Consider the following 23,123-nt stretch of genomic DNA (forward strand, 5'->3'; position numbering starts at 1 on the left):
GTCGTGCTGCCCCAAAATGGTGCGGATACCGCGGAGAGCGGCTCACACCGAATAACAAGGAGCCGCAAGCCCCAATTATTCCGGTTACGCCCGATAACGGCCTACGAGCGCAGTGCGAGAGTGAACGGCAATACGGACGAGGCGCCGTGTTGGCGCAGCACGCGGGCCGCCACGGTCACGGTCCACCGGCTGTCGGCCAGATCGTCGATGAGCAGAATAGGGCTCCCGGCGAACGGTGCGAGCGCTTCGGCGAGGTCAGGCCCCACCGAGAATCGGTCCCAGACGCTCGACAAGCGGTAGGCGCTGTTGCCGCCCGGCTCGCCGGTCGGCCCGCCGTTCGCCCAGTCCAGGGCGCCGAGCCACGGCAGCCGGCCGACCTCGGACAGTGACTGGGCCACCGAATCGATCAGAAGCGGATGCTGCCGCGACGGCATCGAGACAATAGCCGCCGGTCGATCGGCCCACCCCCACTCGGCCAGCACCCGCACGCAGGCGGCCAGCATGGCCGGCGGTGCGGCAGCATCGGCTGCACCGGTGGCGAAGAGATCTCGCAGGGGGCCGCCCCAGCCGAGGTCGGTCAGCCGGGCCAGCGCGCGGCCGGGTTCGGCGCGTTCGGTGAGGGGGATCTTGCCGGTGGCCGCGACGCCGAGGCTGCTCATGCCGGTGGGCCATTGGGCGCGTACGTCGATCGCGACGCCCACCCGGTCGAGCGATTGCGCGGCCGTGGTGGCTGCTCCCTCGGCCAGGTCGACCGGATACCAGGAGCCCTGGCAGTTGTCGCAGCGGCCGCAGGGCACGGCGGTATCGTCGTCGAGGGCGCGTTGCAGAAATTCCATGCGGCAGCCGGTGGTGCTCTCGAATTCGAGCATCGCCCGCTGTTCGCCGAGCCGCGCGGCGGCGATGCGTTCGTAGCGTTCGGAGTCGTAGACCCAGGGCTGCCCGGTGGACTGCCAGCCGCCCTTGACCCGGTGCACGGCGCCGTCGACGTCGAGCACCTTGAGCAGCAGTTCGAGCGGGGTGCGCCGAAGGTCGACCCTGGCCTCGAGCGCTGGCGTCGACAGGGGTGCGCCGGCAGCTTCGAGCGCGCCGATCACGGCGAGCGCCTTGGCCTGATTGGGCATCGAAGCGGTCGCGAAATAGTGCCAGATCGCCTCGTCTTCGGTGCCGGGCAACAGCAGCACGTCGGCCGAGGCTGTGGCGCGACCGGCACGTCCCACCTGCTGGTAGTACGCGACGGGGGAGGAAGGCGCCCCTAGATGCAGCACGAAACCGAGGTCGGGTTTGTCGAATCCCATGCCGAGGGCACTCGTGGCGATGAGCGCCTTGACCTGGTTGGTCTTGAGTAGCCCCTCGGACTCTTCGCGCTCAGCCGTATCGGTTTGCCCGGTGTAGGCGCGCACCGCGTGGCCGGCCTCACGCAGCAGCCGGGCGGTGTCTTCGGCCGCCGCCACGGTGAGGGTGTAGATGATGCCGCTACCGGGCAGATCGCCGAGGTGGCTGAGCAGCCAGGCCAGTCGAGCACGCGAGTCGGGCAGGCGCAGCACGCCGAGGCGCAGCGAAGAACGGGCGAGCGGGCCGCGAATCGTGACGACCTCTGCGGCGCCAGTGCCGGCACCAAAACCAGCGGCGACCATACCCACCTGCTCCGCGACATCCTGCACGACCCTGCTGTTGGCGGTCGCCGTCGTTGCGAGAACCGGCACCCCTGTCGGCATCTGGGCGATCAGGTCGCGCAGGCGACGGTAGTCCGGGCGAAAGTCGTGGCCCCAGTCCGAGATGCAGTGTGCTTCATCGACCACGAGCAGGCCGACGCGGGCGATCAAAGCGGGCAGCTGCTCATCGCGGAAAGACGGATTGTTCAGCCGTTCGGGCGACACCAGCAGCACGTCAACCTCGTCGGCATCGAGCTGACGCAGCACGTCGGCCCACTCGTGCGCGTTCGACGAGTTGATCGACACCGCTCGTACCCCGGCTCGCGCCGCCGCGGCAACCTGGTCGCGCATCAGTGCGAGCAGCGGCGAGACCAGAATGGTCGGGCCGGCGCCCTGGCGTCGCAGCAGCAGGGTCGCCACAAAATACACGGCCGATTTGCCCCACCCGGTGCGCTGCACGACGAGTGCGCGGCGGCGCTGGTCGACCAGGGTCTCGATCGCCTCGTACTGGCCGTCGTGCCAGGAGGCGTCGTCCCGACCAACCAGGGTGCGCAGAATGGCCAGAGCGGATGCGCGGGTGTCGGTCATCCTTCAAGGGTGCCAGATACCACCGACAGTCCCGCCCGCCCTCGGGTTTGCGGGCGCGGAATGCTGCTCGACGCACTGAAAATCGCCGGGAAAGCCCATTCCGGTCGGGCGTCCGTGCGCGTACTGTTCTGTCATCGCTAGACTCTGGTCGGTGGGTATCTGTGTGGCGGGGGCACGCTCCCGCGCCCTTCCGATCTGGTTATGCGTCCTGGGATTCGTCGCCGGCCTCCGGCTCGTGATGCTCATGGCTGGTCCATTCCTGACGGCAGCAGGTATCGACTTCCCGGGTTTCTTTGGGTTGCCTCCCTGGCACTGATCCTGCTGGGAATGCTGTGGTGGCTGGGGCTCGGCGTTGTACTGCTGGTGAAGTCCCACCACTGCGGATAGGGGCCGGTCGATCCGGCAGCACCACAACGATTCGCTGACCAAGCAGCCGCAGAACCCGCGCGATAGATTCTCGAACACCGGTCCAGTGTGCGTGTCGCGGGGCATCCGTCAGTTTTGAGCGACATCGCTCAGTAGGCTCGGTGGGTGAACGTGATTCAGGAGATCGAGACGCGGCTGCCGGAACAGGCGGTCGTCGGTTTTCGCCGACTCATCGGCCAGGCCCGGGTCAAAGACCCGATCCTGTTGCAGGAACGAGCCATGGCACGCATGGTCGCGCAAGCGCAGTGGATTTTGAACCGGGTCGGCACCGACGGCATCCGTTTGACTCAGGCCGGACACCTGCCGCCGGCCGTCGTGGTGGAGGCAGCCGCCGCACTCGACTGGGGCTGGCCGATCAGCGTCAACCGCGAAGTCCACTTGAGCCCGCTGCAGGAGCTGCGCGGGCACCTGCGCGATGTCGGGTTGCTGCGCATCAGCAAGGGGATGCTGCTGCTCACCAAGAAGGGTCGCGCCCTTGCCGGGAATCCGCGCGAACTGTGGTGGCACCTCGCCCGCACCATTCATCACAGCCGCACTCCCGCAGTCAGCGACGCCACCCGACTGTTGTTGTTGTTCGTCGCTACCCGCGGCTTGGACCGACGCGAAGACTATCTGGTGACCCTCGCGCGCGCGCTCGGCTCACTCGGCTGGGTGCAGTCCGACGGTCAGGAACCGACGACGGACTCGGTCTGGCACCTCGTCGACACCAAGTGGCGCCTGCTCAACCGGCTCAGCGTGTTCGAGCAGACCGATGCCTGGCACGGCGACCGCAGCGCTGTCACCGTTGGCGGCGCGGCCTTCGCCCGAGCGGCCCTGCAATCCGAGGCGCCGGTCGCCGGGTAGATCACGCCCACGGCATCCGCTGCCCGGCCCGAGTGGTTGGATGGAGGAATGGATGCAACGCCCGACTACATCACCGATTTCACTGCTTTTCTGCAAGCCTCTCCGTCGTCGTACCACGCCGCAGCCGAGGTGGCCCGGCGCCTCGACGCGGCCGGTTTCACCCGGCTGAGCGAGTCAGACAACTGGATCGATGCTGCAGAGCGTTGCTACGTCGTGCGCGACGGCGCCGTGATCGCCTGGTCCCAGCCGGCCAACGCCGGGCCCACCACGCCGTTCCGCATCCTCGGCGCGCACACCGACTCCCCGGGGTTCAAGCTCAAGCCGAAGCCCACGATCGGCGCACACGGCTGGCTGCAAGCCGGCGTCGAGGTCTACGGCGGGCCCCTGCAGAACTCCTGGCTCGACCGCGAGCTCGAGCTCGCCGGCCGGCTGGTCACCCGCGATGGCGTTGAGCATCTGGTGCGCACCGGACCGTTCCTGCGTATCCCGCAGCTCGCGGTGCACCTCGACCGCGAGGTCAATAACGGCCTGACCCTCGACAAGCAACGCCACCTCACGCCGGTCTTCGGCGTCGGCGATGCCGCCGAGGCCGACCTGCTGGCTCATCTGGCCAGTCTGGCCGGTCTTCGGGCAGCGGATGTCGCCGGTTACGACATTCTCACCGCAGACACCAACCCTCCGGCGACGTTCGGTCTCGGCCAGGAGCTGTTTGCCGGCGGGCGCCTCGACAACCTCACCTCGGTGTACGCCGGGCTGCGCGCCCTGATCCTGACGAGCGAGCACACCACCGGCCCGATCAGCGTGCTGGCCGCCTTCGACCACGAAGAGCTCGGCTCGCAGTCCCGCTCCGGCGCGAGCGGGCCGCTGCTCGATGACATTCTCACCCGGATCGGCGCCGGTCTCGGCGCATCCGTTTCGGAGCGGCTGCAGGCCTACGCCGAGTCCTGGTGCCTCTCCGCCGACGCCGGACATGCCGTGCACCCGAACTACCCCGAGCGCCACGACCCGGCGAACGCGCCCATTCTCGGCGGCGGCCCGCTGCTTAAAATCAATGCCAACCAGCGTTACGCAACGGATGCCCATGGCGCGGCACTGTGGGCGCGCACCTGCGCCCAGGCGGGCGTCGAGTACCAGGAATTCGTCTCCAACAACAAGGTTCCCTGCGGTTCGACCATCGGACCACTGACCGCGACCCGGCTCGGCATCCGCGTCGTCGACGTTGGCGTGCCGTTGTTGTCGATGCACTCAGCGCGGGAACTCTGCCACGTCAACGATCCCCAAGCGCTCAGCGCGGCTACGGCTGCGTTCTTCGTGCCCGAGGCGTAACCGGACCCGGTCCGGACGGCACCCATTCGAGGGCTGGGTCAGGAGCGGGTGCTGATAGGGCGAGGGCTGGGGCGATGGTGTATCCGCTGTCGCCCGCCCCGACGAGGTCAATCTGCACGCCGATGAAGTCACTACCGCAGTGCTCGATCACGGTTTGTGGAATGCCTTCCGGCGCCAGGGCCTGATCTTACCGAGCAATAGTCGATCGCGGCCCGAGCGGAGGCTACGTCTCGGGAGCGAGCTGGTCGGTGCGTGTGATGCGCGCCAGACGTGCGCGGGCAGCATCCTCTGAGGTCGACGAAGGGCCGAGCAGGGTGCGCACGACGCCCAGAACGAGGCGGGTGGCCCAGAGGGAGGGCAGTCGGGAGCGTTTCAGACCGAGCATGTCGCGATACTCGCGGGGGATCGAGGCGACGGCCCCGGCGAACATGATGCGGTAAAAGGGCAGCATGCCACGGCTGAGCGGCGGGTAGCGGATGAATCGCACCGCCTCGGCCACGCGGGCGTCGCTTTTCAGGGTTCCGGCGCTGCGAAAGGCCTCAAGCTGGGCGGCGAGTTCACTGGCCGAATGTGGAGCATTTTGCACGCCGATCAGCTCGCCGGCCGTGGCCCATTCGTTGACGTAGCCGTCGGCACCGCCGGGAATGGCGTCGCCCCAAAGCAGGTGGGCCTGCAGGAAGGCGTCGGTGAAGACCACGTGCACCCACGAGAGAAGCTCGGGGTCACCCGCGGTGTACGGCCGTTCCTGGCCCCGCGCATCGAGGTAGGTTCCGGCGACGCGTTCGTGAAAGTGAGCCACCCGGCCCGATTCGCGCTGAGCCACCACCGTGTCCGCGAAGGTCACGGTGACGAGCCACTGAATCGTTCCCGACAGGCGGCCGAGCGGGTCTTCGTGATAGCGCGACCAGTCGTGCACCCCGGCCATCGCGCCCGGGTGCAGCGTTTGCATGAGCAGGGCCCGAATGCCGGCGACCATGGTCGCCATTCCGCCGTGCACCGCCCAGGCCGCGCTGCCCGGGCCGAAGTACCCGGCGTCGTCGCCCGTCGCGATCTGGCCGACCCATTTCGGCCGGCCTTCGCTGTTGCCCGACAGCGTCACCAGAAGGTGCGAGCGCCAGCTGTCCAAAAATTTGCCCATCTTCGGATGGTAGCCCTGCGCTGCTGGACGCTCGCCGCGAGTGCGGCAGCGCTGGCGTTGCGTATCGCGAGTTCTGCGGATCTTACGTTGAGTTTGTCGTGCTGTCGCGGTATGGGTTGCAGGCTCTGTCGAATCCGTCCTTGGTGGTGGTGGTGGCGACGATTGGCCATGAGCCACCGCAGCGAGGTCAACCGTCGCAATGAAAGTAGGTTCAAGCTCCGTGAGAAAGCCGATGCGGAGGGCGCGGAGCTGGGTGATGGTCATGATGAGTCTCCTCGGTTAGGCGTTGCTGTCGGCATAGCGGGTAACAGTGCACGTTTCGTCGGGCTGGGTGTCGACACGGCCCTCGCCGGCCAGCCCGAAGGCTGGCCGACCTTGGCTCCTACAGTTCGGCGGCGTCGGTCGCGTCGGTGATGATCCGCGCCCCGAATTCTTTGATGAGGCGGTGGCATCCGGCACTGCTAGTGGGTGAGGTGGCCGGGCCGGGGACGGCGCCGAACGGGTTCCCAGCGCGGCAGTGTGACCGTTGGTGTTCAGCGAACCAGAACGCCACTCCGTCTTCACCACGAGCGTCGTCGTACTGCCGGCGGCGATCAACCGTCTTCGCATCCGGAATCTTCGGACTAGAAAATCCAGACCCGCTCGAGCAGGTCGGTGACGATCTGCTCTAATCAGCTGCGCTGAGCCGGATCGAGCCTGACCGTCAGAGCAGAACTCTCGGGTCACCACGCCGCCACAACCCACGCAGACCGGTCGATTGAGGATTAGGTGGGGATTAGACTGATCGCATCGATCCAGGGCGTGGTCGCGCAAGGAGGTCGCGGGTGCCGATTACGCGGACCGTGCTGGAAGTCGCCGAGCAGTATCCGGACCAGCTGGCGATCGTTGCAGCTGATATTCGGCTTACGTATGCGCAACTCGTTGAGAATTCCCGGTACATGTTCGCCGCCGTGGAGGAGCTTCACCGGAGGCAGCACACGCCGCCGGTACCCGCCGCTGAAACCGGCGGCATCCCGATCACGGCTGTGAGCATCGCATCAGCGTTCCATACGGCACGCATCATTGCGGGGCTCGCGGGGTTCCGCGCTGTGTCGGCGACTATCGACCCACGGTGGCCGCTGGAGCACAGGGTCGGCGTCATTCTTGCCACGGGAATCGGTGTGGTGATCAGTGATGCTACCGACCTTGCGGATGCCCTCGCCGCGCGCGGCTGGACCGGTACGATCCAGCCGCTGGCCGACTTCATGCAGTGCGAGGCATCTGCCACGGCGGCGGCAGCACCGACGGTGCGGCACGGCAACGAGCCTTTCCTCCTCTTGTTCTCATCGGGCACGACGAGCAACCCCAAGGCATTCCTGAAGACGCGGCACCAGTACCGCGAGAACTTCGCGATCTCCAGTGCGCACCTGGAACCATGGCCCGGCGTCGCAACGCTCGCGCCCGGCCCAGTGTCGTACAGCCTCACCCTCTACGCGCTGATCGAGTGCCTCGCCTCCGGAGGCAGCGCGCACATGGCGGACGTGTTCAATCCGCTGGAAATGGCCGCGCGCATCCCCGACGAAAAGATCACCCGCGTCGTTACGGTCCCTGCCGTCGTGCAGGCACTGGTGAATGCCGCCCGTCGTGACCCCGCCCGCTTCACCAAGCTCGAACTGATCGTCACTGGCGGCGCGAATCTACCCGCCGTTCTTCGTGCGGGTCTGGCCGACGTGCTGCCCGATGTGCGGCTGATCAGTTATTACGGTGCAGCTGAGATCGGGTTCATCGGTGACAGCCGTGACGGTGACGGCACAACTATCAACATCTACGATGGTGTCAAGGCGAGTATTCGCGACAAGGATGGCGCCGAGCTGCCCGACAGCGAGCCCGGCACGCTGTGGATCCGGGCCGCCGCTTGCTCCGACGGCTACATCGCCGGTACGACAAATGCCGTTCTGAAAGGCTCCGACGGCTGGTCAACCGTACATGACCACGGCCGGCTGGTCGACGGTGCGTTGGTTCTGGTGGGCCGCGCCGGAGACATCGCCGTCACCGGCGGACACAAGGTGGCGTTACCGGAGGTGGAACGCGCATTCGAGGGACTGCCGCGCCTAGGCGCGATTTGCGCCGTGGCGCTTCCTCACGAACGGCTGGGCACGGTCATCGCCCTCGTCATCGAGGGTGAAACACCAAACAAGGGCCAGCTGCTCACCCACGCGCGGCACAACCTGGCCCCGCAATTCGTCCCACGCCGTTGGTACTGGGTCGAGCGGCTGCCGCGCACAATCGGCGGAAAGATTCGCCGCGCCGCCACCGCGCAGCTCGTCGCGCGGGGAGAGGCCGTGCGGCTGTGAGCGATCGGCGCCGCGTGGTCATCACCGGGCTCGGGGCGATCACCCCGAGCGGCTTGGATGTGCCGACGATGTGGGATGCCGTCCGCCACGGCCGCAGCGCCATTACGACACTTGACGATCCCGAATTCGCCGACCTGGCCGTGCGCATCGGCGGACAAGTGCACGGGTTCGAGGTATCCAGCGTCCTCGCACCGAGCCTTGCCCGTCGGCTGAGCCGCAGCCAACACTGGGCCGTCGCGGCCGCTGACCAGGCACTGGCGCAGGCAGGCTGGACGCCCGGAACCGGCGAGATGCCGTGGGACCCGCACCGATTCGCGGTGATCGCCGCCACGGGCTCCGGACCGGTCAACGCCATGCAGCACGCCACCCGCGCCCTCGACGAGCGCGGCCCCCGAGCAGTGCCACTGACCCTCGCGATCTACGGTGTACCCGACGCAGCGGCGGCCCTACTCAGCCAGCGCTACCAGGCATTCGGGCCGGCACAGAGCGTATCGGCGACGTGCGCGAGCGGCGCGATCGGTCTCGGGGAGGCGCTGCGTCGCATCCGCCACGGCTACGCCGACGCAGTCCTCGTCGTCGGTGTCGAGGACTGCCTGAACCCGGTAAATCTCGCATCGAACGCGAACATACGCGCCCTGGCAGCTGGGTACGAGCATGATCCCGCCGCCGCATCCCGCCCCTTCGATCGGGCACGCTCCGGCTTCGTAATGTCGGCCGGGGCCGCTGCCATCCTTCTCGAGTCCGAGGAGGGCGCGCGCACCCGCCGGGCTACCGTGTTAGCCCAGCTGGCCGGTTTCGGGGCGGCCAGCGATGCGTACCACCCGACCGCACCGCATCCACAAGGTCGAGGAGCGGCGCAAGCTGTGCGAGTCTGCCTTGCCGACGCCGGCGTCACGCCAGATGCCGTCGACCACATCAACGCACACGGCACCGGAACACCGACCGGTGATGCCGCCGAACTGAACGCGATGGATGCCGCGCTCGGTGATCGAGCTCGCAGCATCCCGATCAGCGCAACCAAGTCCAGCACAGGCCACCTCCTCGGCGCGTCCGGGGTGGTGGAGGCGATCATCGCCGTGCAGTCGTTGCGTGACGAGGTATTACCGCCCACTCGCAACCTCGACGACCTCGAGTTCGCGGGCTGGGATATCGTGGCCGGCAAGGCCCGCCGACAGCGTGTTGATACGGTGCTGTCGAACTCGTTCGGGTTCGGCGGCCACAACGGCGCGGTACTGATCAGACGCGCCAATGCATGACGACGGAGCAGACATGTCAGATCGGGAAACCCGACACGCAGAGCTGGCCTCGACGTACCTGCCCGACGACCTGTTGGGCCGTTTCCGCGCGCGGGCCGACATCTACGATCGGGAAAACCGCTTCTTCGATGAGGACCTCGCCGAGCTCACAGCGCAAGGCTATCTCACCCTGTTTGTGCCGGAGGAGTTCGGCGGCGCAGGTCTGAGCCTCAACGAAGTATCTCGGCTGCAGCAGCGTCTGGCCACGGCAGCGCCCGCGACGGCCCTCGCTATCAACATGCACCTGATGTGCGTCGGGGTTGTACGTGCGATGTTCGAGCGCGGCGACCGGTCGCTGACGTACGTGTTCGACGAGGTGATGGCCGGTGAGATCTTCGCGTTCGGGGTGAGCGAGCCAGCCAACGACTGGGTACTGCAGGGGTCGAACACCGTTGCTCAGCCGCAGGAGGACGGCGGTTACCTGCTGACCGGGGTGAAGGTTTTCACCTCACTGTCGCCGGTATGGACGCGCCTGATCACCCACGGGCTGGACAGCACCGATGCCGACAACCCGAGGCTCGTGTACGGGTTCATCGAGCGGAGCGCGGAGGGCATCAGCGTGTCGGACCAGTGGGACGTGCTCGGTATGCGCGCGTCGCAGAGCCGTGCGACGATCCTGAAGAACGTGCGGATGCGGCCGGAGAAGGTCGCTCGCAGAATTCCGACGGGGCGATACCCCGATCTGTTGACGTTCGCGATCACGAGTAACTTTCAACTGCTGATCGGGGCTGTGTACACGGGTGTCGCGCGCCGTGCGCTGGATCTGGGCGCCGCGGGGCTGAAGAGCCGGAAGTCGGCCAAGAACGGCACTACCTACGCCCAGGTGCCGGAGTTCCGGGCACGCCTGGCCGACGCCCTCATGGCGTACATGGCGGTGCCCGCGCAGTTGGACGCTTACACTCGCGACTTCGACGACCTCATCGACCACGGCGCAGGCTGGCCGCTGCGTCTGGTCAGCGCACGCATCAACGCATCGAACGTGGCCCGGCACGCGACCGAGACCGCGCTGATGTGCGCAAGTGGCAGCGGATTCAACAACAGCACCGAGCTTAACCGCCTGTTCCGGGATGCTACGGCCGGACTGTTCCATCCGCCGAGTGCCGACGCCGCCCGGCCGATGTACGCGGCCGCATTACTCGACGAGCCCACCGTTGACTGACGGGCTTCGTCCGCCAAAGCTGATCCCTGTTCGCTGGTCATTCCATTGTCCTGGCAACTCGATTGCGGCTGGGTGCAATCTCCCCCGGTTAGATCAAACCGGACGAGATCGTGGCATTCTCGGCACGAACAGGGCCGGAAAAATCACGATCATCACGATGGCCGCGACTCTTCTGCAGCCAACCCACGGGAGAACGTGAATTTCATTGCCGACCTCCGAGACACCAACAGCAAACGTAGAAGTCGACTCAACTCGGACTGGAACTGGAAGGAGTGAATTTTAGACGATTAGTCATGAAACAGATTCTTCTTATCTCTGTCTCAATTCACCATACGAGCGCAAGTCTCTGGAGACCGTTACCCGCGTGCTCCACGGCGTCATCATCGACTATTGCGGAACGAACTCTTTAGGAAAAGTAGAGGTAGCATGACTGACAATTTCTACTCCAACCCGGCCGCCAGGCGGTGGCGAACGGATGCTGTGGGCGACTCGATCCTGCAATTCCACCGCAGCCTGCCCGACTACCGGCCGAGCCCGCTCACGGAGGTTTCCGCCCTGGCCGACGAGTTGAGGGTCGGCCGTGCCTTCGTGAAAGACGAATCGTTCCGATTCGGCCTGCCGGCGTTCAAGATGATGGGCGCGTCGTACGCGGTGTCGCGCGTGCTGTCGGCTCGGGTAGGGTCGCCGGATGCGGCGCTTCCGCTGGACGAGTTGCGCGACCGGCTGACCGCGCAGGCACCGTTCACCCTGGTCGCCGCGACCGACGGCAACCACGGACGCGCGGTCGCCCATATGGCGTGGCTGCTCGGCCTGCCCGCGCGCATCTTCGTCTCGAACTACCTGTCGAAGCTCCCCTGGGCGGCGATCGAATCGGAGGGTGCGGGGGTATTTGGGGTGGACGCACCGTACGACGGCGTGGTGGCTGCCGCCCGCGCCTATGTCGAGTCGGCGGGGGAGAGTGCACTCCACATCCAGGACACCGCCTGGCCCGGCTATGAGCAGGTACCGCAGCTTATCGTCGACGGCTATTCGACCATCTTCAGTGAGGCTGACGCGCAGCTGGGGGAATTGGGGCTTCTCGCCGACCTGGTGACGGTTCCCGTCGGTGTCGGGTCCCTGGCTGAGGCGGCCATCCGCCACTATCGCTCGCGACCGGATGGAGTCGCCGCGGCTCCGACAGTGCTGAGCGTCGAACCCGAGAACGCACCATCCGTCATCGTCTCGCTGCAAGCCGGTACGCTCACCTCAGTGCCGACCTCATACACGATCATGGCCGGCCTCAACTGCGGCACGCCGTCGAGCAACTCCTGGCCATATTTGATCGACGGCCTGGATGCCGCAGTCACCGTCTCGGAGGACGACACGCGGCGCGCTGTGCACGACCTCGAGCTGCTCGGGGTGGACGCCGGCCCGTGCGGCGCGTCGTCCCTGGCGGCGATGCGCGCAATCGCAGGCGATCCGGGCAGACGCACCGCAGCGTCGCTGACTTCCGATGCCGTGGTCGTGCTGCTGAGTACAGAAAGCCGCTCGGCAAATCCGATCTGAGCCGAGGGATCCGGGTCAGGCCAGCCGGATGCCCGTCACAGGTGGCTCAGCACGTCCAGTCGAAGCTGCGCGACGACGGCGACTACGATGCAGCTGGCGACGGTGATGGTCTGCACCCAGCCGTGGACCGAGCCCAGTGTCCGAGCCATCCGCTCGTCGAAACGGCCCTGGCTGGGTTTGTGCAGGGTCACGGCCCAGGACAGCGGGACTTTCCGATCGTCTTTGAACTCCTGGGTGAAACGCCTACGTGCTGCGGTCATGCTGATCTCTACTTTCAGTAGACCCTCATTTTAAGAGGGCCCACTGTCCGAGATATCCGCAGCAGCTCACCTTGGGATTTAGTGCTCTAATGCTATTCAGACCCGGAAGGAGGTCATCATCGAGTAGACGGTTTAGGTAACGCGTATGACGGTTGTCTCGGCCCGGGCATCATCTGTTATCTGGGGTTAGATCAGATCGGCGTGGTGGGCCGCAGCCACGTTGGGGTGGGCGCGTAAGCGGTAGCGCAGGGCGTTGTCACCGTAGGTCGTCTCGAGAATGGGGCTGTTGGTCGGGTCGGCAGAGAGCCCGCGGGCCTCGCGAGTCAGACTCTCGTCGAGCTGCAGTCGCGGCATTACGGTGTCGAGTGAAGGGTTGAAGAAGAACGGCACGGAGATGCGGTCGGACCCGTCTTCAGGGGAGAAAACGCGGTGCAGGGTCGCCTTGAGGTAGCCATCCGTTGCCAGTTCGAGCATTTCGCCGATGTTCACGACGAAGGCGCCGTCGAGCGGGGGAGCGTCGATCCACTCGCCATCGTGCTCGACTTGCAGGCCGTCTTTGTCTGGTTCGACGAGCAGCAGTGTGAGAACTCCACCGTCGCGGTGCTCGCCCACACCCTGGGCACGTACCGGTTGGCCGGGATAGCGCACGATCTTGGTCAAGAGAAACGGGTTCTCGGCGAAAGCGGCGTCGAAGACGCTCTCGGGGCTGCCGAGGGCGAGTGCCCAGGCGCGCAGCAGGCGAAGCGCGATGCGGCTCAGCTCCTCATTCCAGCGCAGGGCGACGGTCTTCAGCTCGGGCAAGGACTCCGGCCAGAGGTTCGGGCCCTCGAGGCGCCAATAGTCTGGAGTTCCGACGGCGAGGGGCACGGGCTCGCGGTCTACTCCGATATCGATTTGCTCACGCCAGTCAACGGCGTTGGCGGTGAGCTCCCCGCCAACGCGGGTATAACCGCGAAACTGGGGACTGTGGATGTTTTCCAGCTTGAGTTTCTGGTCGGGCGGCAGATCAAAGAATTTGCGGGAGACGGCGAGGAGCTCTTTCGTCAGCTGCGGGTCGACACCGTGGCCGGTCAGGTAGAAGAACCCGACCTCGTGGGTGACGCGCAGGAGTTCGGCGCGGAATACCGCAGCTTCGGCTTCGCCAGCGTCGAGTTGAGAGAAATCGAGGATCGGCAGTGAGAACACCATGGTCTAAGTCTGGCACCGAGCAGGCCACGCCGCGAATCGTTGCGCCTCCGAGCCTGAGACAGGGTTGTAAGTGTCGGCTGACATTCGCTTGGATGTGCGCGGTGTAGCACCACTCAGCGGAACGCGGACATCGGCGAAGGCTGAGGGCAGGACTTCAGGAACGAGTGGCACCCGAAGTAGGCTAGTCAGGTTGCACAATCGATGCACCAGACGCGCGCGTACAGCGCGGGTCACCTGACTCAGGGGGCGGCACTTGACCGACAGCACGACATCCACGACCGACCGCGGCATTCCGAGCACGAACCGAAAGGTCATCGCGCTGGCCATCGCCGGTGCCCTCGGCGGGTTTCTGTTCGGATTCGACTCCTCGGTCATCAACGGGGCCGTCAACGCGGTCCAGCAGGAATTCGGGCTGAACGCCACCCTGACCGGGTTCGCCGTGGCCTGCGCGCTGATCGGCGCCGCGGCCGGAGCGTTCTTCGGCGGGCGCTTCGCCGACCGTTACGGCCGCATCCCCATGATGGTGGTCGGCGGCGTGGTGTTCCTGGTCAGCTCGATCGGCTCCGGCTTCGCCTTCGGCGTCGTCGACCTGATCATCTGGCGGGTGGTCGGCGGACTCGGAATCGGTCTCGCATCCGTTGTCGCACCGGCCTATATCGCCGAGATTTCGCCGCGTCAGATGCGTGGGCGCCTCGGCTCGCTGCAGCAGCTCGCGATCACCCTCGGAATCTTCACCGCTCTGCTCTCCGATGCCCTGTTCGCCGAGAGCGCCGGCGGCGCCGGCAGCGAGTTCTGGTTCGGCCTCGAAGCCTGGCGCTGGATGTTCCTGGCCGGCGCGGTTCCGGCCATCGTCTACGGCGGAATCGCGTTCATCCTGCCGGAATCCCCGCGTTTTCTCATTCTGAAAGATAAAGAAGCGGATGCCCGCGCCGTCTTCACCCGGCTCTGGCCGAGCGGCGACGTCGATCGCGAGATTCGCGACATGCGACGGTCGATCGAGGTCGACGCGCGATCCCAGAAATCGGGCTCGCTGCGGGGGAGTACCTTCGGGCTGAAGCCGATCGTCTGGGTCGGTATCATACTGTCGGTGTTCCAGCAGTTCGTTGGCATTAACGTGATTTTCTACTATTCGACCACCCTCTGGGAGGCGGTCGGGTTCGAAGAATCCAACTCGCTGACCATCTCGGTGATCACCTCGGTGACCAACATCCTGGTCACCCTGGTCGCGATCGCCCTGGTCGACCGGATCGGACGGCGACCGATTCTGCTCACCGGTTCCATCGGCATGACGGTGTCGCTCGCCACCATGGCTATCGCGTTCAGCCAGTCGGTGACGGTGGGTGGCGAGCTGAGCCTGCCGGGGGCGTGGGCGCCGATCGCGCTCGTTGCGGCCAACCTGTTCGTGATCTCGTTCGGCGCGTCCTGGGGTCCCGTGGTCTGGGTGTTGCTCGGGGAGATGTTCCCGAACTCGATTCGGGCCAAGGCACTCGGGCTCGCCGCGGCGGCCCAGTGGATCGCGAACTTCCTGATCACAGTCAGCTTCCCCCCGATGGCGGATGCCTCACTGCCGATCACCTACGGCCTCTATGCCCTGTTCGCCGGGTTGTCGTTCTGGTTCGTGCTGCGCAAGGTTCCCGAGACGAACGGTATGTCCCTCGAAGAGGCCGATACCCTGCTGCCGCCGAAGAACTCGGCGAAGAAGGCGGCCGCCGCCCCGGCAAGCTAGCCCGGGCGCCGTCGCCCAGCCCGCTGTCGTGGCTGCAAATTTGTGATTGCGCGCCCGAAAGCTGCTCGCACGCCTGGCCTGCCGGACGCGTGAGCAGCGTCCGCTCGCGCCTGCAGCATTCAGTCTCGGCCGTACTGGGTTAGACCCAACGCCTGAGCAGTTTTTGGCCACGCGACGAGACCCACTGCGCATAAAATAGTAGTTCAGGCGACGCGTCAAGCCCCCGAAGGGGAATTCGCACAGCCGGCGGTTTGTCGATAACTTCACAACACAAGATTGTGGAGTGTGACCATGCCCGAACGTGGATACGCCGTTATAAGTTTGAAAACCACTGGACTGTTCCCGTACCAACGGGACCGGGTCGTCGAGGTCGCCGTGGTGCACCTCGACGAGGGTGGTCACATTACTGCGCGGTGGGAGACTGTCGTCAACCCGGAAAGCAACGTGGGGGGCGCGACGAACCATGGCGTCAGCACGGCCGAGCTGCTGCGCGCACCGACGTTTGCCCAGATCGCTCCGCGCCTGGTCGATCTGCTCAGCGGACGAGTGCTGGTCACCCACAATGCCCAGTTCGTCACCGGCTTTCTGATGAGCGAGTTCGACCAGATCGGCTACGCCCCCGGACGCGGACTCGAAGCTGTCTGCACCATGCAACTGGCCCGCAGCTACCTGCCGGGTGCCGGACGACTGCTGGTGGATTGCTGCGCGGCCTACGACATTGAGATCGAGCCCGGCCCTGGAGCACTCGTGCAGGCCGTCGCCGGTGCGAGCCTGCTGGCGGCCTATTTGCACGGTTCGCCGAGCGCTGCCCCGTGGACCGACGCGCTCGACCGGGCCGCGCTGAATGTCTGGCCGGCCCTCCCGCGCGCAACCACGGGCACTGCGCCGGTCGGCACTGCGCCGGTCTGGGTGCACCGCGACCCGACACCCACGGATGTCCTGGCGACGCCGAGTTTTCTCGCCAGGGTGACCGTGAAGCTGCCCGACTACACCGGCCCGGAGGAGCACCTCGACTATCTCGCTCTGCTCGATCTGTGTCTGCTTGATCGCGTGCTTCTGCCGCGTGACACGCGTGAGTTGCGCATACAGGCGGAAGTCAGCGGGATCAGCCCGACCGACTGCACCGCCCTGCACCGCAGCTACTTCGAAGACCTCGTGCGCGTCGCGTGGTCGAGCGGCGCGCTGAGCATTGCCGATTCGGCCGAGCTGATCGCCGTCGCCCGCATGCTCGATGTTGCCCCTGAGGTCGTTGCGACCGCGCTGGCTACGCCCGCCTTGGCGCCGCGTCAACCGGTCACCTCCATCGAGGAAGTACTGCTGGAACGCGGCGATATCGTCGTGTTGACCGGTAACATGGCCCGCGCACGCGCCGACTGGGGCAAAGAATTGGTTGCCCGCGGACTGTCTCTGGGCACGGCGGTCACGATGCGCACCCGGCTGTTGGTCGCCGCCAACCCGGAGTCGTTCACCGGAAAGACCGGCAAGGCCCGCGACTACGGCATCCCGATCGTCTCCGAGTTCGGGCTGCGCTCGCTGATCGGCGTGCGCTGACGCGGCATCTGCTGCTGCACAACTCCCGCGTAGCGTGAAAGTGGGTGCAGCTAGCGTCGGCGCGGCGCGGCCGTCTCGGCGCAGGCGATGCAGAGGTCGGCGGCGGGCTTGATCTGCAGCCGGCCCTCGGGGATGATCTCGCCGCCGCGCACGCACCGACCGTAGTTGCCGTCGACGATGCGCTGCAGGGCCCGGTCGATGGCCGAGAGCTCTTCGACGGCCTCGCCCTGAAATCCCGACATGCGTGACCATTCGGTGCGCAGCGAGGAAGCCTCAGCGTCGTGGGCGCCATCGGCCGAGCCGTCGCTACGGGAGCTTTGCACGCCGGCGAAGGTGTCGGCGAGACGCTGGGACTTCTCGGTCAGTTCGAGGCGGCGTTCCCCGAGTGCGGTCTCGAAAACGTGCAATTGCGTGGGATTAAAGGGTGAAACGGTCATCTTCCATGGTCTCACGCCCTAGATCAGACCGCGTAGGTACTCCTCGACGGTCACGTTGCGGGCAACGGCCCGCTGCACCAGGCGCCGGTGCTCCTCGGCGCTGAGCGACACGGTCACCCGGTGCAACTCGCCCGCGCTGCGCACCGCGCTCGTGCTGTGTGGGTCGGTCAGGTCGCGAAAATCCTCGCCGATGTCGTGACCGAGATCGTCGAAAGAGAACAGCTCATCGTGTGCGTAGGCCGAAGCCTGCTCCGTCACCCGGTCCGCGGTCAGCGTCGGCGAGCGCTGACCGACGGATGCCGCAGCCGTCGCAGCGAGCCCTCCGCTAAGACCAGGCTCGGCCGCCGCTCCGCCCGCGCGAAAACCAGGCCCGGCCGGTGCCGGACGGCCGCGCTGAAACGCCTCGGCCGCCCCGCGCGCACGCTCGTCGGCGGCCTCGTTGAGCGGATGCCCGACGTGCCCCTTGACCCACTCGAACCGGTAGCGACGCCCGGCGATGGCCTCGTCGATCTCCTTGAGCAAATCCAGATTCATGACCGGTTTGCCGTCGCCCTTGCGCCAGCCCTTCGCTTTCCAGCCCTTCATCCACTTGGTGACGGAGTTGATCACGTACTGGCTGTCGCAGAGCACGAGCAGATCGTCATCGATGTGTGCGGTCGCCCGAAACAGTTCGAGCACGGCCTTGAGCTCACCCTGGTTGTTGGTCGCGTGCTTCCAGCCGCCAGCCGCCCAGGAGGAATCGTCGACGTACCAGGCCCAACCGGCTGGTCCGGGGTTTCCGAGGGCAGAACCGTCGGCGGCAGCGGTGATCGTCATTAGGTGGCCTTTCAAACAGCGGAGCGCAGGTTGACTAAGTCTGCCACCCTCGTCATCCGTTGCCCGTATTGTGTCCGTCATGTAACAGCGCCCCATCACGTCCCCCGAGCTGGTGTGATCATCTCGTGATCGAAAGGTAACCAGTGCCACGGTTGCCGGAAACACGCGCTGGCTAACGTCGAAGTCATGGCCAGCCGCTCGGGCTGCCTGCCGTTTCATCCCGAGGGGACTTCGATGACATCCAGCACCGTTGAATCAGCATCGAACGTGATCGATACCGACACCGCGGTGCTCGTGCACCGTCCGGGCCGGTGGATCGACAATTGGAACCCGGAGAACAAGAAGCAGTGGGAACAGGGCGGCAAGCTCATCGCCGCTCGCAACCTCAAATGGTCGATCTTTGCCGAGTTCCTCGGCTTTGTGGTCTGGCAACTGTGGAGCATCGTCGTCGTGTCGTTGCCGGCCGCCGGCTTCACCTTCTCCACCACCGAGGTGTTCTGGCTCATCTCGATGCCGAGCCTCGTCGGCGCGACCCTGCGCTTTCCGTACACGTTCATGGTGCCCAAGTTCGGCGGTCGCAATTGGACCATCATCTCGGCCGGTCTGCTGCTGATACCCTCGACCGCCCTCGGATTCTGCGTCGGCAATCCGGACACCCCGTTCGGCGTCATGCTGTTCGTCGCCGCGCTCGCCGGCTTCGGTGGCGGCAATTTCGCCAGCTCGATGTCGAACATCACCTACTTCTACCCGCAGAGCCAGAAGGGCTACGCGCTCGGTCTCAATGCCGCAGGTGGCAACCTCGGCGCCGGGGTGGCCCAGCTCATCGTGCCGATCGTGATCACCCTCGGCGCCGTCGGCACCCTGAACATCAGCTTCGCCGGCTGGTTCTGGATTCCGCTCATCCTCGTCGCCATGTGGGGCGCCTGGAAGTACATGGACAACCTCACCAACGCCAAGGCCGACTTCGCCGGTTCGATCGCCGCGGTCAAGGAACCGCACTTCTGGATTCTCGCTGTGCTCTACATCGGCACCTTCGGCTCCTTCATCGGCTTCGCGAGCGTCTTTCCCAAGCTCATCGCCGACCAGTTTCCGGCCTACTCCACCTTCCAGGTCGCATCCGCCTCCTTGTCGCTCGCTTTCATCGGCGCTCTCGTCGGTTCGCTGGCCCGCCCTGCCGGCGGACGCCTGGCCGACCGCTTTGGCGGGGCATCCGTCACCGTCGCCGCCTTCGGCGTGATGGCCGTCGGAGCTCTCGTGGTCGTCGCGGTGCTGCCGCTCGGTAACTTTTGGGCCTTCCTCGGCAGTTTCCTGCTCATCTTCGTCGCCACCGGAATCGGCAACGGCTCGACCTACCGCATGATTCCGAGCGTGTTCTCGGCCCGCAGCGGTGTGAAAGACGCCCACCAGAACTCGGGCGACGTTAACACCCAGCGTAAAACGGCCGCGGCCCTCGGCCTCATCTCCGCGGTCGGCGCCTACGGCGGGTTCATCATTCCGCAGGTGCTCGGCCATTCCAAGACCACCACCGGGGACTATTCCAGCGCGATCTACGCCTTCGCCATCGCCTATGTTGTGATGATGTGCGTCACCGCGTTCGTCTACCTCCGCCGCGGTTCCTCCGTCGCCGGCCAGAAGATCTAGGACCCTATGCCCGCGACCGCCACCCACTGCCCGTACTGCGCTTTGCAGTGTGCGATGACACTGAGCTCCGCTGCTGCGACTGCGAGAGAAGCGGATGCTGACGGCTCCGCTTCGCTGGCCGCCGCGGTAACGGTCGCGGGCCGGGACTTTCCGACCAACCGTGGCGGCCTGTGCAAGAAGGGCTGGACCTCGGCCGAACTGCTCGTCTCGCCGGACCGGATTCTCGAACCCCTGCTGCGCCAGGCCGACGGAACCTTCGAGCCGGTCGCCTGGAGCTACGCGCTCGACCTCGTCGCCGCGAAGCTGCGCGAGACCCGTGCGGAGTTCGGGGCCGACGCGGTCGGCGTGTTCGGCGGCGGCGGCCTGACCAACGAGAAGGCCTACCAGCTCGGCAAGTTCACCCGGGTGGCGCTTCGCTCCAGCCGCATCGACTACAACGGCAGGTTCTGCATGTCGAGCGCCGCAGCGGCCGGCAACCGTGCCTTCGGCCTCGACCGCGGGCTGCCGTTTCGGGTGGACGAGCTCGATGCGGCCGACACCATCCTCATTCTCGGCTCCAACGTGGCACAGACCATGCCTCCGTTCATTGGCCACCTCGACGGAGCCCGCGCCGCCGGTGGCCTCGTGGTCGTCGACCCACGGCGTACCGCGACCGCCCGGCTCACGGCGGACGGCGCCGGCATGCACGTGCAGCCGACCCCGGGCAGCGACCTCGTGCTGCTGCTCGGGCTGACCCACATCGTCATCGCCGAGAAACTCGCCGACCAGGACTACCTCGAAGCCCGCACCACCGGGTTCGACTCCGTGCGCCGCAGCGTGAGCCAGTGGTGGCCGACCCGCGTGCAGGAACAGACCGGCGTTCCGGTCTGGCAGCTGCGCGAACTCGCCCGCCGCCTCGCCGCCGGCGCTGCCCGGGGAGCCGCGACCGGCAGTGGCACCTACATTCTCACCGGGCGCGGCGTTGAGCAGCACGCCGACGGCACCGACACAGCCACCGCGGCCATCAACCTCAGCCTCGTGCTCGGCCTCGTCGGCACGAGCCATTCCGGTTACGGCACCCTCACCGGCCAGGGCAACGGGCAGGGCGGTCGCGAGCACGGGCAGAAGTGCGACCAGCTACCGGGCTACCGCAAGATCACCGACCCTGCCGCCCGGGCCCACGTCGCCGGGGTCTGGGGCGTCGACCCCGACAGCTTGCCCGGTGTGGGCCTGCCCGCGGTCGAGCTGCTGAGCGCACTCGGCGAGCCGGGCGGCATCCGCTGTCTGCTGGTACACGGCTCCAACGTCGTCGTCTCCGCGCCGAACGCCGACCGGGTGCGGGCCGCCCTTAAAACGCTCGACTTTCTGGTCGTGGCCGACTTCTTCTTCTCCGAAACCGCGGTGCTAGCGGACGTGGTGCTGCCGGTGACCCAGTGGGCCGAGGAAGAGGGGACCATGACGTCGCTCGAGGGCCGCGTTATTCGTCGTCGCCAGGCCGTCGAGGCTCCGGGGGGAGTGCGCAGCGAACTGTGGATCTGGCAGGAACTCGCCAGACGGCTGAATTCCCCGGGAACCTTCAGTGCCGAGGCGGCTGCGGTGTTCGACGAACTCTGCCAGGCCTCCGCGGGCGGGCTGGCCGACTACTCCGGCCTGAGCTATGCCCTGCTCGACTCCGAGGAACCGGCCTTCTGGCCCTACCCGGTCGGGTCCACCGGAACGCCGCGGCTCTTTCTGGACCGCTTCGCCCACCCCGACGGCCGCGCGCACCTCGTCGCCGTCACGGCGCGGCGCCTCGGCGCGCCGGCCCAGGTCGGCGGCACCCTGACTCTGATCACCGGTCGCCTGCTCGAGCACTATCAGAGCGGAACCCAGACCCGGCGGGTGAAAGAACTGGCCGATGCCCAGCCGGAGGCCCGCCTGCAGTTGCACCCGGCCACCGCCGAGCAGCTCGGGATCGAGGACGAGGCCTGGGTCGAAGTCAGCAACGACCGCGGAACGGTGCGCTGCCGCGCCCAGGTGAGCACCGACATCCGCTTCGACACGGTGTTTCTACCGTTTCACTTTGCCGGCGACCAGCGCGCCAACCTGCTGACCGATGACGAGACCGATCCCATCAGCGGCATGCCCGAATTCAAGAAGACGACCGTTCGAGTGAAAGCACTCGTGGAAGCAGGCGCCCATGTCTGAGCAACCCGAGCGCATCGTGCTGGTCGGCTACGGCCCGGTCGGTGCCCGTTTCGTTGAAGAGCTGCTGCCGCTCGTGCGCCAGGGCGCGGCCACCCTGACCGTGGTCGGGGCCGAGAGCGCCGACGCGTACAACCGGGTGCTGATCGCCGAATATGCCGTCGGCAACGCCGACCGGGAGAGCCTGGATATCACCGACACGCTCGCCGCCCGGGAGGCCGGCGTGCACCTGCGCCGCGGTGTGAGTGTCACGGCCATTTTGCGCAGCCGCCGGGCGGTGTCCCTCAGCGATGGCACCCTGCTGCCCTACGATCGGTTCGTGCTCGCGACCGGCGCCCGCGCCAATATCCCCACGCTCGACGGCGTCACCCGGGTGCGCCGAGACCGCCAGATACCTCCAGCGGATGCCGCCACCCTCGACACAAGCGGCGCCCCGCTCCCGCGCGGGGTCACCGTGTTGCGCGACCTGGACGACGCTGAGCGGGTACTCGCAGCAGTGACGGCCGGCAAACGCATCGTCGTGCTCGGGGCCGGCGTGCTCGGCATGGAGATCGCGCTCGCCGCTGCCGCCGCCGGGGGAGAGGCCTGCGTCGTCTACCACGGAGAGATTCCGATGGCGCGCAACCTCGACCGGGGCGGTGGCAGCGTGCTCGCCCAGAGCGCCCGGCGGGCCGGCGTCACCATGGTCAATCACTCCCGCGCCGAAAGCCTGCTGTTTCACCAGGACGACGACGGCGTCGACCGCTTCGACGCCCTGATCTGCGCCGACGGCAAACAGATTCATGGCGACCTGTTGCTGCTCTCCTGCGGGGTCGGCGCCCGCACCGAACTGGCCCAGCTGGCCGGACTGCCGGTCTCGACCGGGATCCTGGTCGATGAGAACCTGCAGAGCTGGACCGACGCGCGCATCTACGCGATCGGCGACTGTGCCCACGTGGCAGCCGCGCCCCGCGCCGGCGATTCGACGGCGCCGCCGGCCGGCGGGCCGAGCGGCCTGATCGGTCCGGGCTGGCGCCAGGCCGACTGGCTCGCCGCA

Annotated in this window: 17 protein-coding genes; 11 read left to right on the top strand and 6 right to left on the bottom strand. The window is 66.6% G+C overall.

The features are described from left to right. Nucleotides 1–101: 101 nt before the first annotated feature. Nucleotides 102–2,240: a DEAD/DEAH box helicase gene (locus E3T46_RS16010; RefSeq protein ID WP_134579300.1), complete on the bottom strand. Its 2,139-nt coding sequence runs from the start codon at nucleotides 2,238–2,240 to the stop codon at nucleotides 102–104. 531 nt (nucleotides 2,241–2,771) lie between these two features. On the opposite strand from E3T46_RS16010, the gene E3T46_RS16015 reads away from it, so the two are divergent. Continuing rightward, nucleotides 2,772–3,509: a hypothetical protein gene (locus tag E3T46_RS16015; RefSeq protein ID WP_134579301.1), complete on the top strand. Its 738-nt coding sequence runs from the start codon at nucleotides 2,772–2,774 to the stop codon at nucleotides 3,507–3,509. A gap of 48 nt (nucleotides 3,510–3,557) precedes the next feature. Beyond that, a complete protein-coding gene (locus E3T46_RS16020; RefSeq protein ID WP_134579302.1) occupies nucleotides 3,558–4,835 on the top strand; it encodes a M18 family aminopeptidase in 1,278 nt (425 codons plus the stop codon). A 223-nt stretch (nucleotides 4,836–5,058) separates the two neighbouring features. Here E3T46_RS16020 and E3T46_RS16025 read toward each other — a convergent pair whose 3' ends face one another. Beyond that, on the bottom strand, nucleotides 5,059–5,973 hold the full coding sequence (locus E3T46_RS16025) for an oxygenase MpaB family protein (protein ID WP_134579303.1): 915 nt from the start codon (nucleotides 5,971–5,973) through the stop codon (nucleotides 5,059–5,061). An 824-nt stretch (nucleotides 5,974–6,797) separates the two neighbouring features. Between E3T46_RS16025 and E3T46_RS16030 the strand changes: the two genes are divergently transcribed. The 4 genes from E3T46_RS16030 (at nucleotide 6,798) to E3T46_RS16045 (ending at nucleotide 12,305) form a co-directional block, all read left to right on the top strand. Continuing rightward, entirely contained in the window at nucleotides 6,798–8,306 is a 1,509-nt protein-coding gene (locus E3T46_RS16030; RefSeq protein WP_134579304.1) for an AMP-binding protein, read from the top strand. Beyond that, a complete protein-coding gene (locus E3T46_RS16035) occupies nucleotides 8,303–9,562 on the top strand; it encodes a beta-ketoacyl-[acyl-carrier-protein] synthase family protein (protein ID WP_134579305.1) in 1,260 nt (419 codons plus the stop codon). Before E3T46_RS16030 ends, E3T46_RS16035 begins: the two co-directional genes overlap by 4 nt. 13 nt (nucleotides 9,563–9,575) lie before the next feature. Then, nucleotides 9,576–10,760: an acyl-CoA dehydrogenase family protein gene (locus tag E3T46_RS16040; RefSeq protein WP_134579306.1), complete on the top strand. Its 1,185-nt coding sequence runs from the start codon at nucleotides 9,576–9,578 to the stop codon at nucleotides 10,758–10,760. Between the two features lie 426 nt (nucleotides 10,761–11,186). Next, the gene (locus E3T46_RS16045; protein WP_134579307.1) at nucleotides 11,187–12,305 is read left to right on the top strand and encodes a pyridoxal-phosphate dependent enzyme; all 1,119 of its coding nucleotides are present in this window, start codon (nucleotides 11,187–11,189) and stop codon (nucleotides 12,303–12,305) included. A gap of 35 nt (nucleotides 12,306–12,340) precedes the next feature. Here the strand turns inward: E3T46_RS16045 and E3T46_RS16050 are convergent, their stop codons facing one another. Both E3T46_RS16050 and E3T46_RS16055 read right to left on the bottom strand, forming a co-directional pair. Then, on the bottom strand, nucleotides 12,341–12,565 hold the full coding sequence (locus E3T46_RS16050; RefSeq protein ID WP_134579308.1) for a hypothetical protein: 225 nt from the start codon (nucleotides 12,563–12,565) through the stop codon (nucleotides 12,341–12,343). A 186-nt stretch (nucleotides 12,566–12,751) separates the two neighbouring features. After that, entirely contained in the window at nucleotides 12,752–13,753 is a 1,002-nt protein-coding gene (locus tag E3T46_RS16055; protein ID WP_134579309.1) for a 2-oxoglutarate and iron-dependent oxygenase domain-containing protein, read from the bottom strand. Nucleotides 13,754–14,006: 253 nt separating this feature from the next. Between E3T46_RS16055 and E3T46_RS16060 the strand changes: the two genes are divergently transcribed. Next, nucleotides 14,007–15,479, top strand: coding sequence for a sugar porter family MFS transporter (locus E3T46_RS16060; protein WP_134579310.1), 1,473 nt, complete (start codon nucleotides 14,007–14,009; stop codon nucleotides 15,477–15,479). Between the two features lie 291 nt (nucleotides 15,480–15,770). Further along, a complete protein-coding gene (locus E3T46_RS16065) occupies nucleotides 15,771–17,030 on the top strand; it encodes an exonuclease domain-containing protein (RefSeq protein WP_134579311.1) in 1,260 nt (419 codons plus the stop codon). A gap of 50 nt (nucleotides 17,031–17,080) precedes the next feature. Here E3T46_RS16065 and E3T46_RS16070 read toward each other — a convergent pair whose 3' ends face one another. Then, nucleotides 17,081–17,467, bottom strand: coding sequence for a TraR/DksA C4-type zinc finger protein (locus E3T46_RS16070; protein ID WP_134579312.1), 387 nt, complete (start codon nucleotides 17,465–17,467; stop codon nucleotides 17,081–17,083). 18 nt (nucleotides 17,468–17,485) lie between these two features. Next, on the bottom strand, nucleotides 17,486–18,283 hold the full coding sequence (locus E3T46_RS16075) for an RNase H family protein (RefSeq protein WP_134579313.1): 798 nt from the start codon (nucleotides 18,281–18,283) through the stop codon (nucleotides 17,486–17,488). A 234-nt stretch (nucleotides 18,284–18,517) separates the two neighbouring features. Between E3T46_RS16075 and E3T46_RS16080 the strand changes: the two genes are divergently transcribed. The 3 genes from E3T46_RS16080 to E3T46_RS16090 form a co-directional block, all read left to right on the top strand. After that, nucleotides 18,518–19,924, top strand: coding sequence for an MFS transporter (locus E3T46_RS16080; protein WP_134579314.1), 1,407 nt, complete (start codon nucleotides 18,518–18,520; stop codon nucleotides 19,922–19,924). 6 nt (nucleotides 19,925–19,930) lie between these two features. Next, on the top strand, nucleotides 19,931–22,090 hold the full coding sequence (locus E3T46_RS16085) for a molybdopterin oxidoreductase family protein (protein ID WP_134579315.1): 2,160 nt from the start codon (nucleotides 19,931–19,933) through the stop codon (nucleotides 22,088–22,090). After that, on the top strand, nucleotides 22,083–23,123 hold a 1,041-nt coding region (locus E3T46_RS16090; protein WP_166790307.1), incomplete at its 3' end, for an FAD-dependent oxidoreductase. The genes E3T46_RS16085 and E3T46_RS16090, both read left to right, overlap by 8 nt.

Origin of the sequence: Cryobacterium sp. Hh11 (assembly GCF_004404045.1) — a bacterium.
In the GTDB taxonomy this organism is placed as follows: Bacteria; Actinomycetota; Actinomycetes; order Actinomycetales; family Microbacteriaceae; genus Cryobacterium; species Cryobacterium levicorallinum.

Excerpts from the sequence above, each read along its gene's own strand:
- E3T46_RS16010 (WP_134579300.1), bottom strand. The coding sequence starts at position 2,240 with ATGACCGACACCCGCGCATCCGCTCTGGCCATTCTGCGCACCCTGGTT.
- E3T46_RS16020 (WP_134579302.1), top strand. The coding sequence starts at position 3,558 with ATGGATGCAACGCCCGACTACATCACCGATTTCACTGCTTTTCTGCAA.
- E3T46_RS16025 (WP_134579303.1), bottom strand. The coding sequence starts at position 5,973 with ATGGGCAAATTTTTGGACAGCTGGCGCTCGCACCTTCTGGTGACGCTG.
- E3T46_RS16040 (WP_134579306.1), top strand. The coding sequence starts at position 9,576 with ATGTCAGATCGGGAAACCCGACACGCAGAGCTGGCCTCGACGTACCTG.
- E3T46_RS16045 (WP_134579307.1), top strand. The coding sequence starts at position 11,187 with ATGACTGACAATTTCTACTCCAACCCGGCCGCCAGGCGGTGGCGAACG.
- E3T46_RS16050 (WP_134579308.1), bottom strand. The coding sequence starts at position 12,565 with ATGACCGCAGCACGTAGGCGTTTCACCCAGGAGTTCAAAGACGATCGG.
- E3T46_RS16055 (WP_134579309.1), bottom strand. The coding sequence starts at position 13,753 with ATGGTGTTCTCACTGCCGATCCTCGATTTCTCTCAACTCGACGCTGGC.
- E3T46_RS16065 (WP_134579311.1), top strand. The coding sequence starts at position 15,771 with ATGCCCGAACGTGGATACGCCGTTATAAGTTTGAAAACCACTGGACTG.
- E3T46_RS16070 (WP_134579312.1), bottom strand. The coding sequence starts at position 17,467 with ATGACCGTTTCACCCTTTAATCCCACGCAATTGCACGTTTTCGAGACC.
- E3T46_RS16075 (WP_134579313.1), bottom strand. The coding sequence starts at position 18,283 with ATGACGATCACCGCTGCCGCCGACGGTTCTGCCCTCGGAAACCCCGGA.
- E3T46_RS16080 (WP_134579314.1), top strand. The coding sequence starts at position 18,518 with ATGACATCCAGCACCGTTGAATCAGCATCGAACGTGATCGATACCGAC.
- E3T46_RS16085 (WP_134579315.1), top strand. The coding sequence starts at position 19,931 with ATGCCCGCGACCGCCACCCACTGCCCGTACTGCGCTTTGCAGTGTGCG.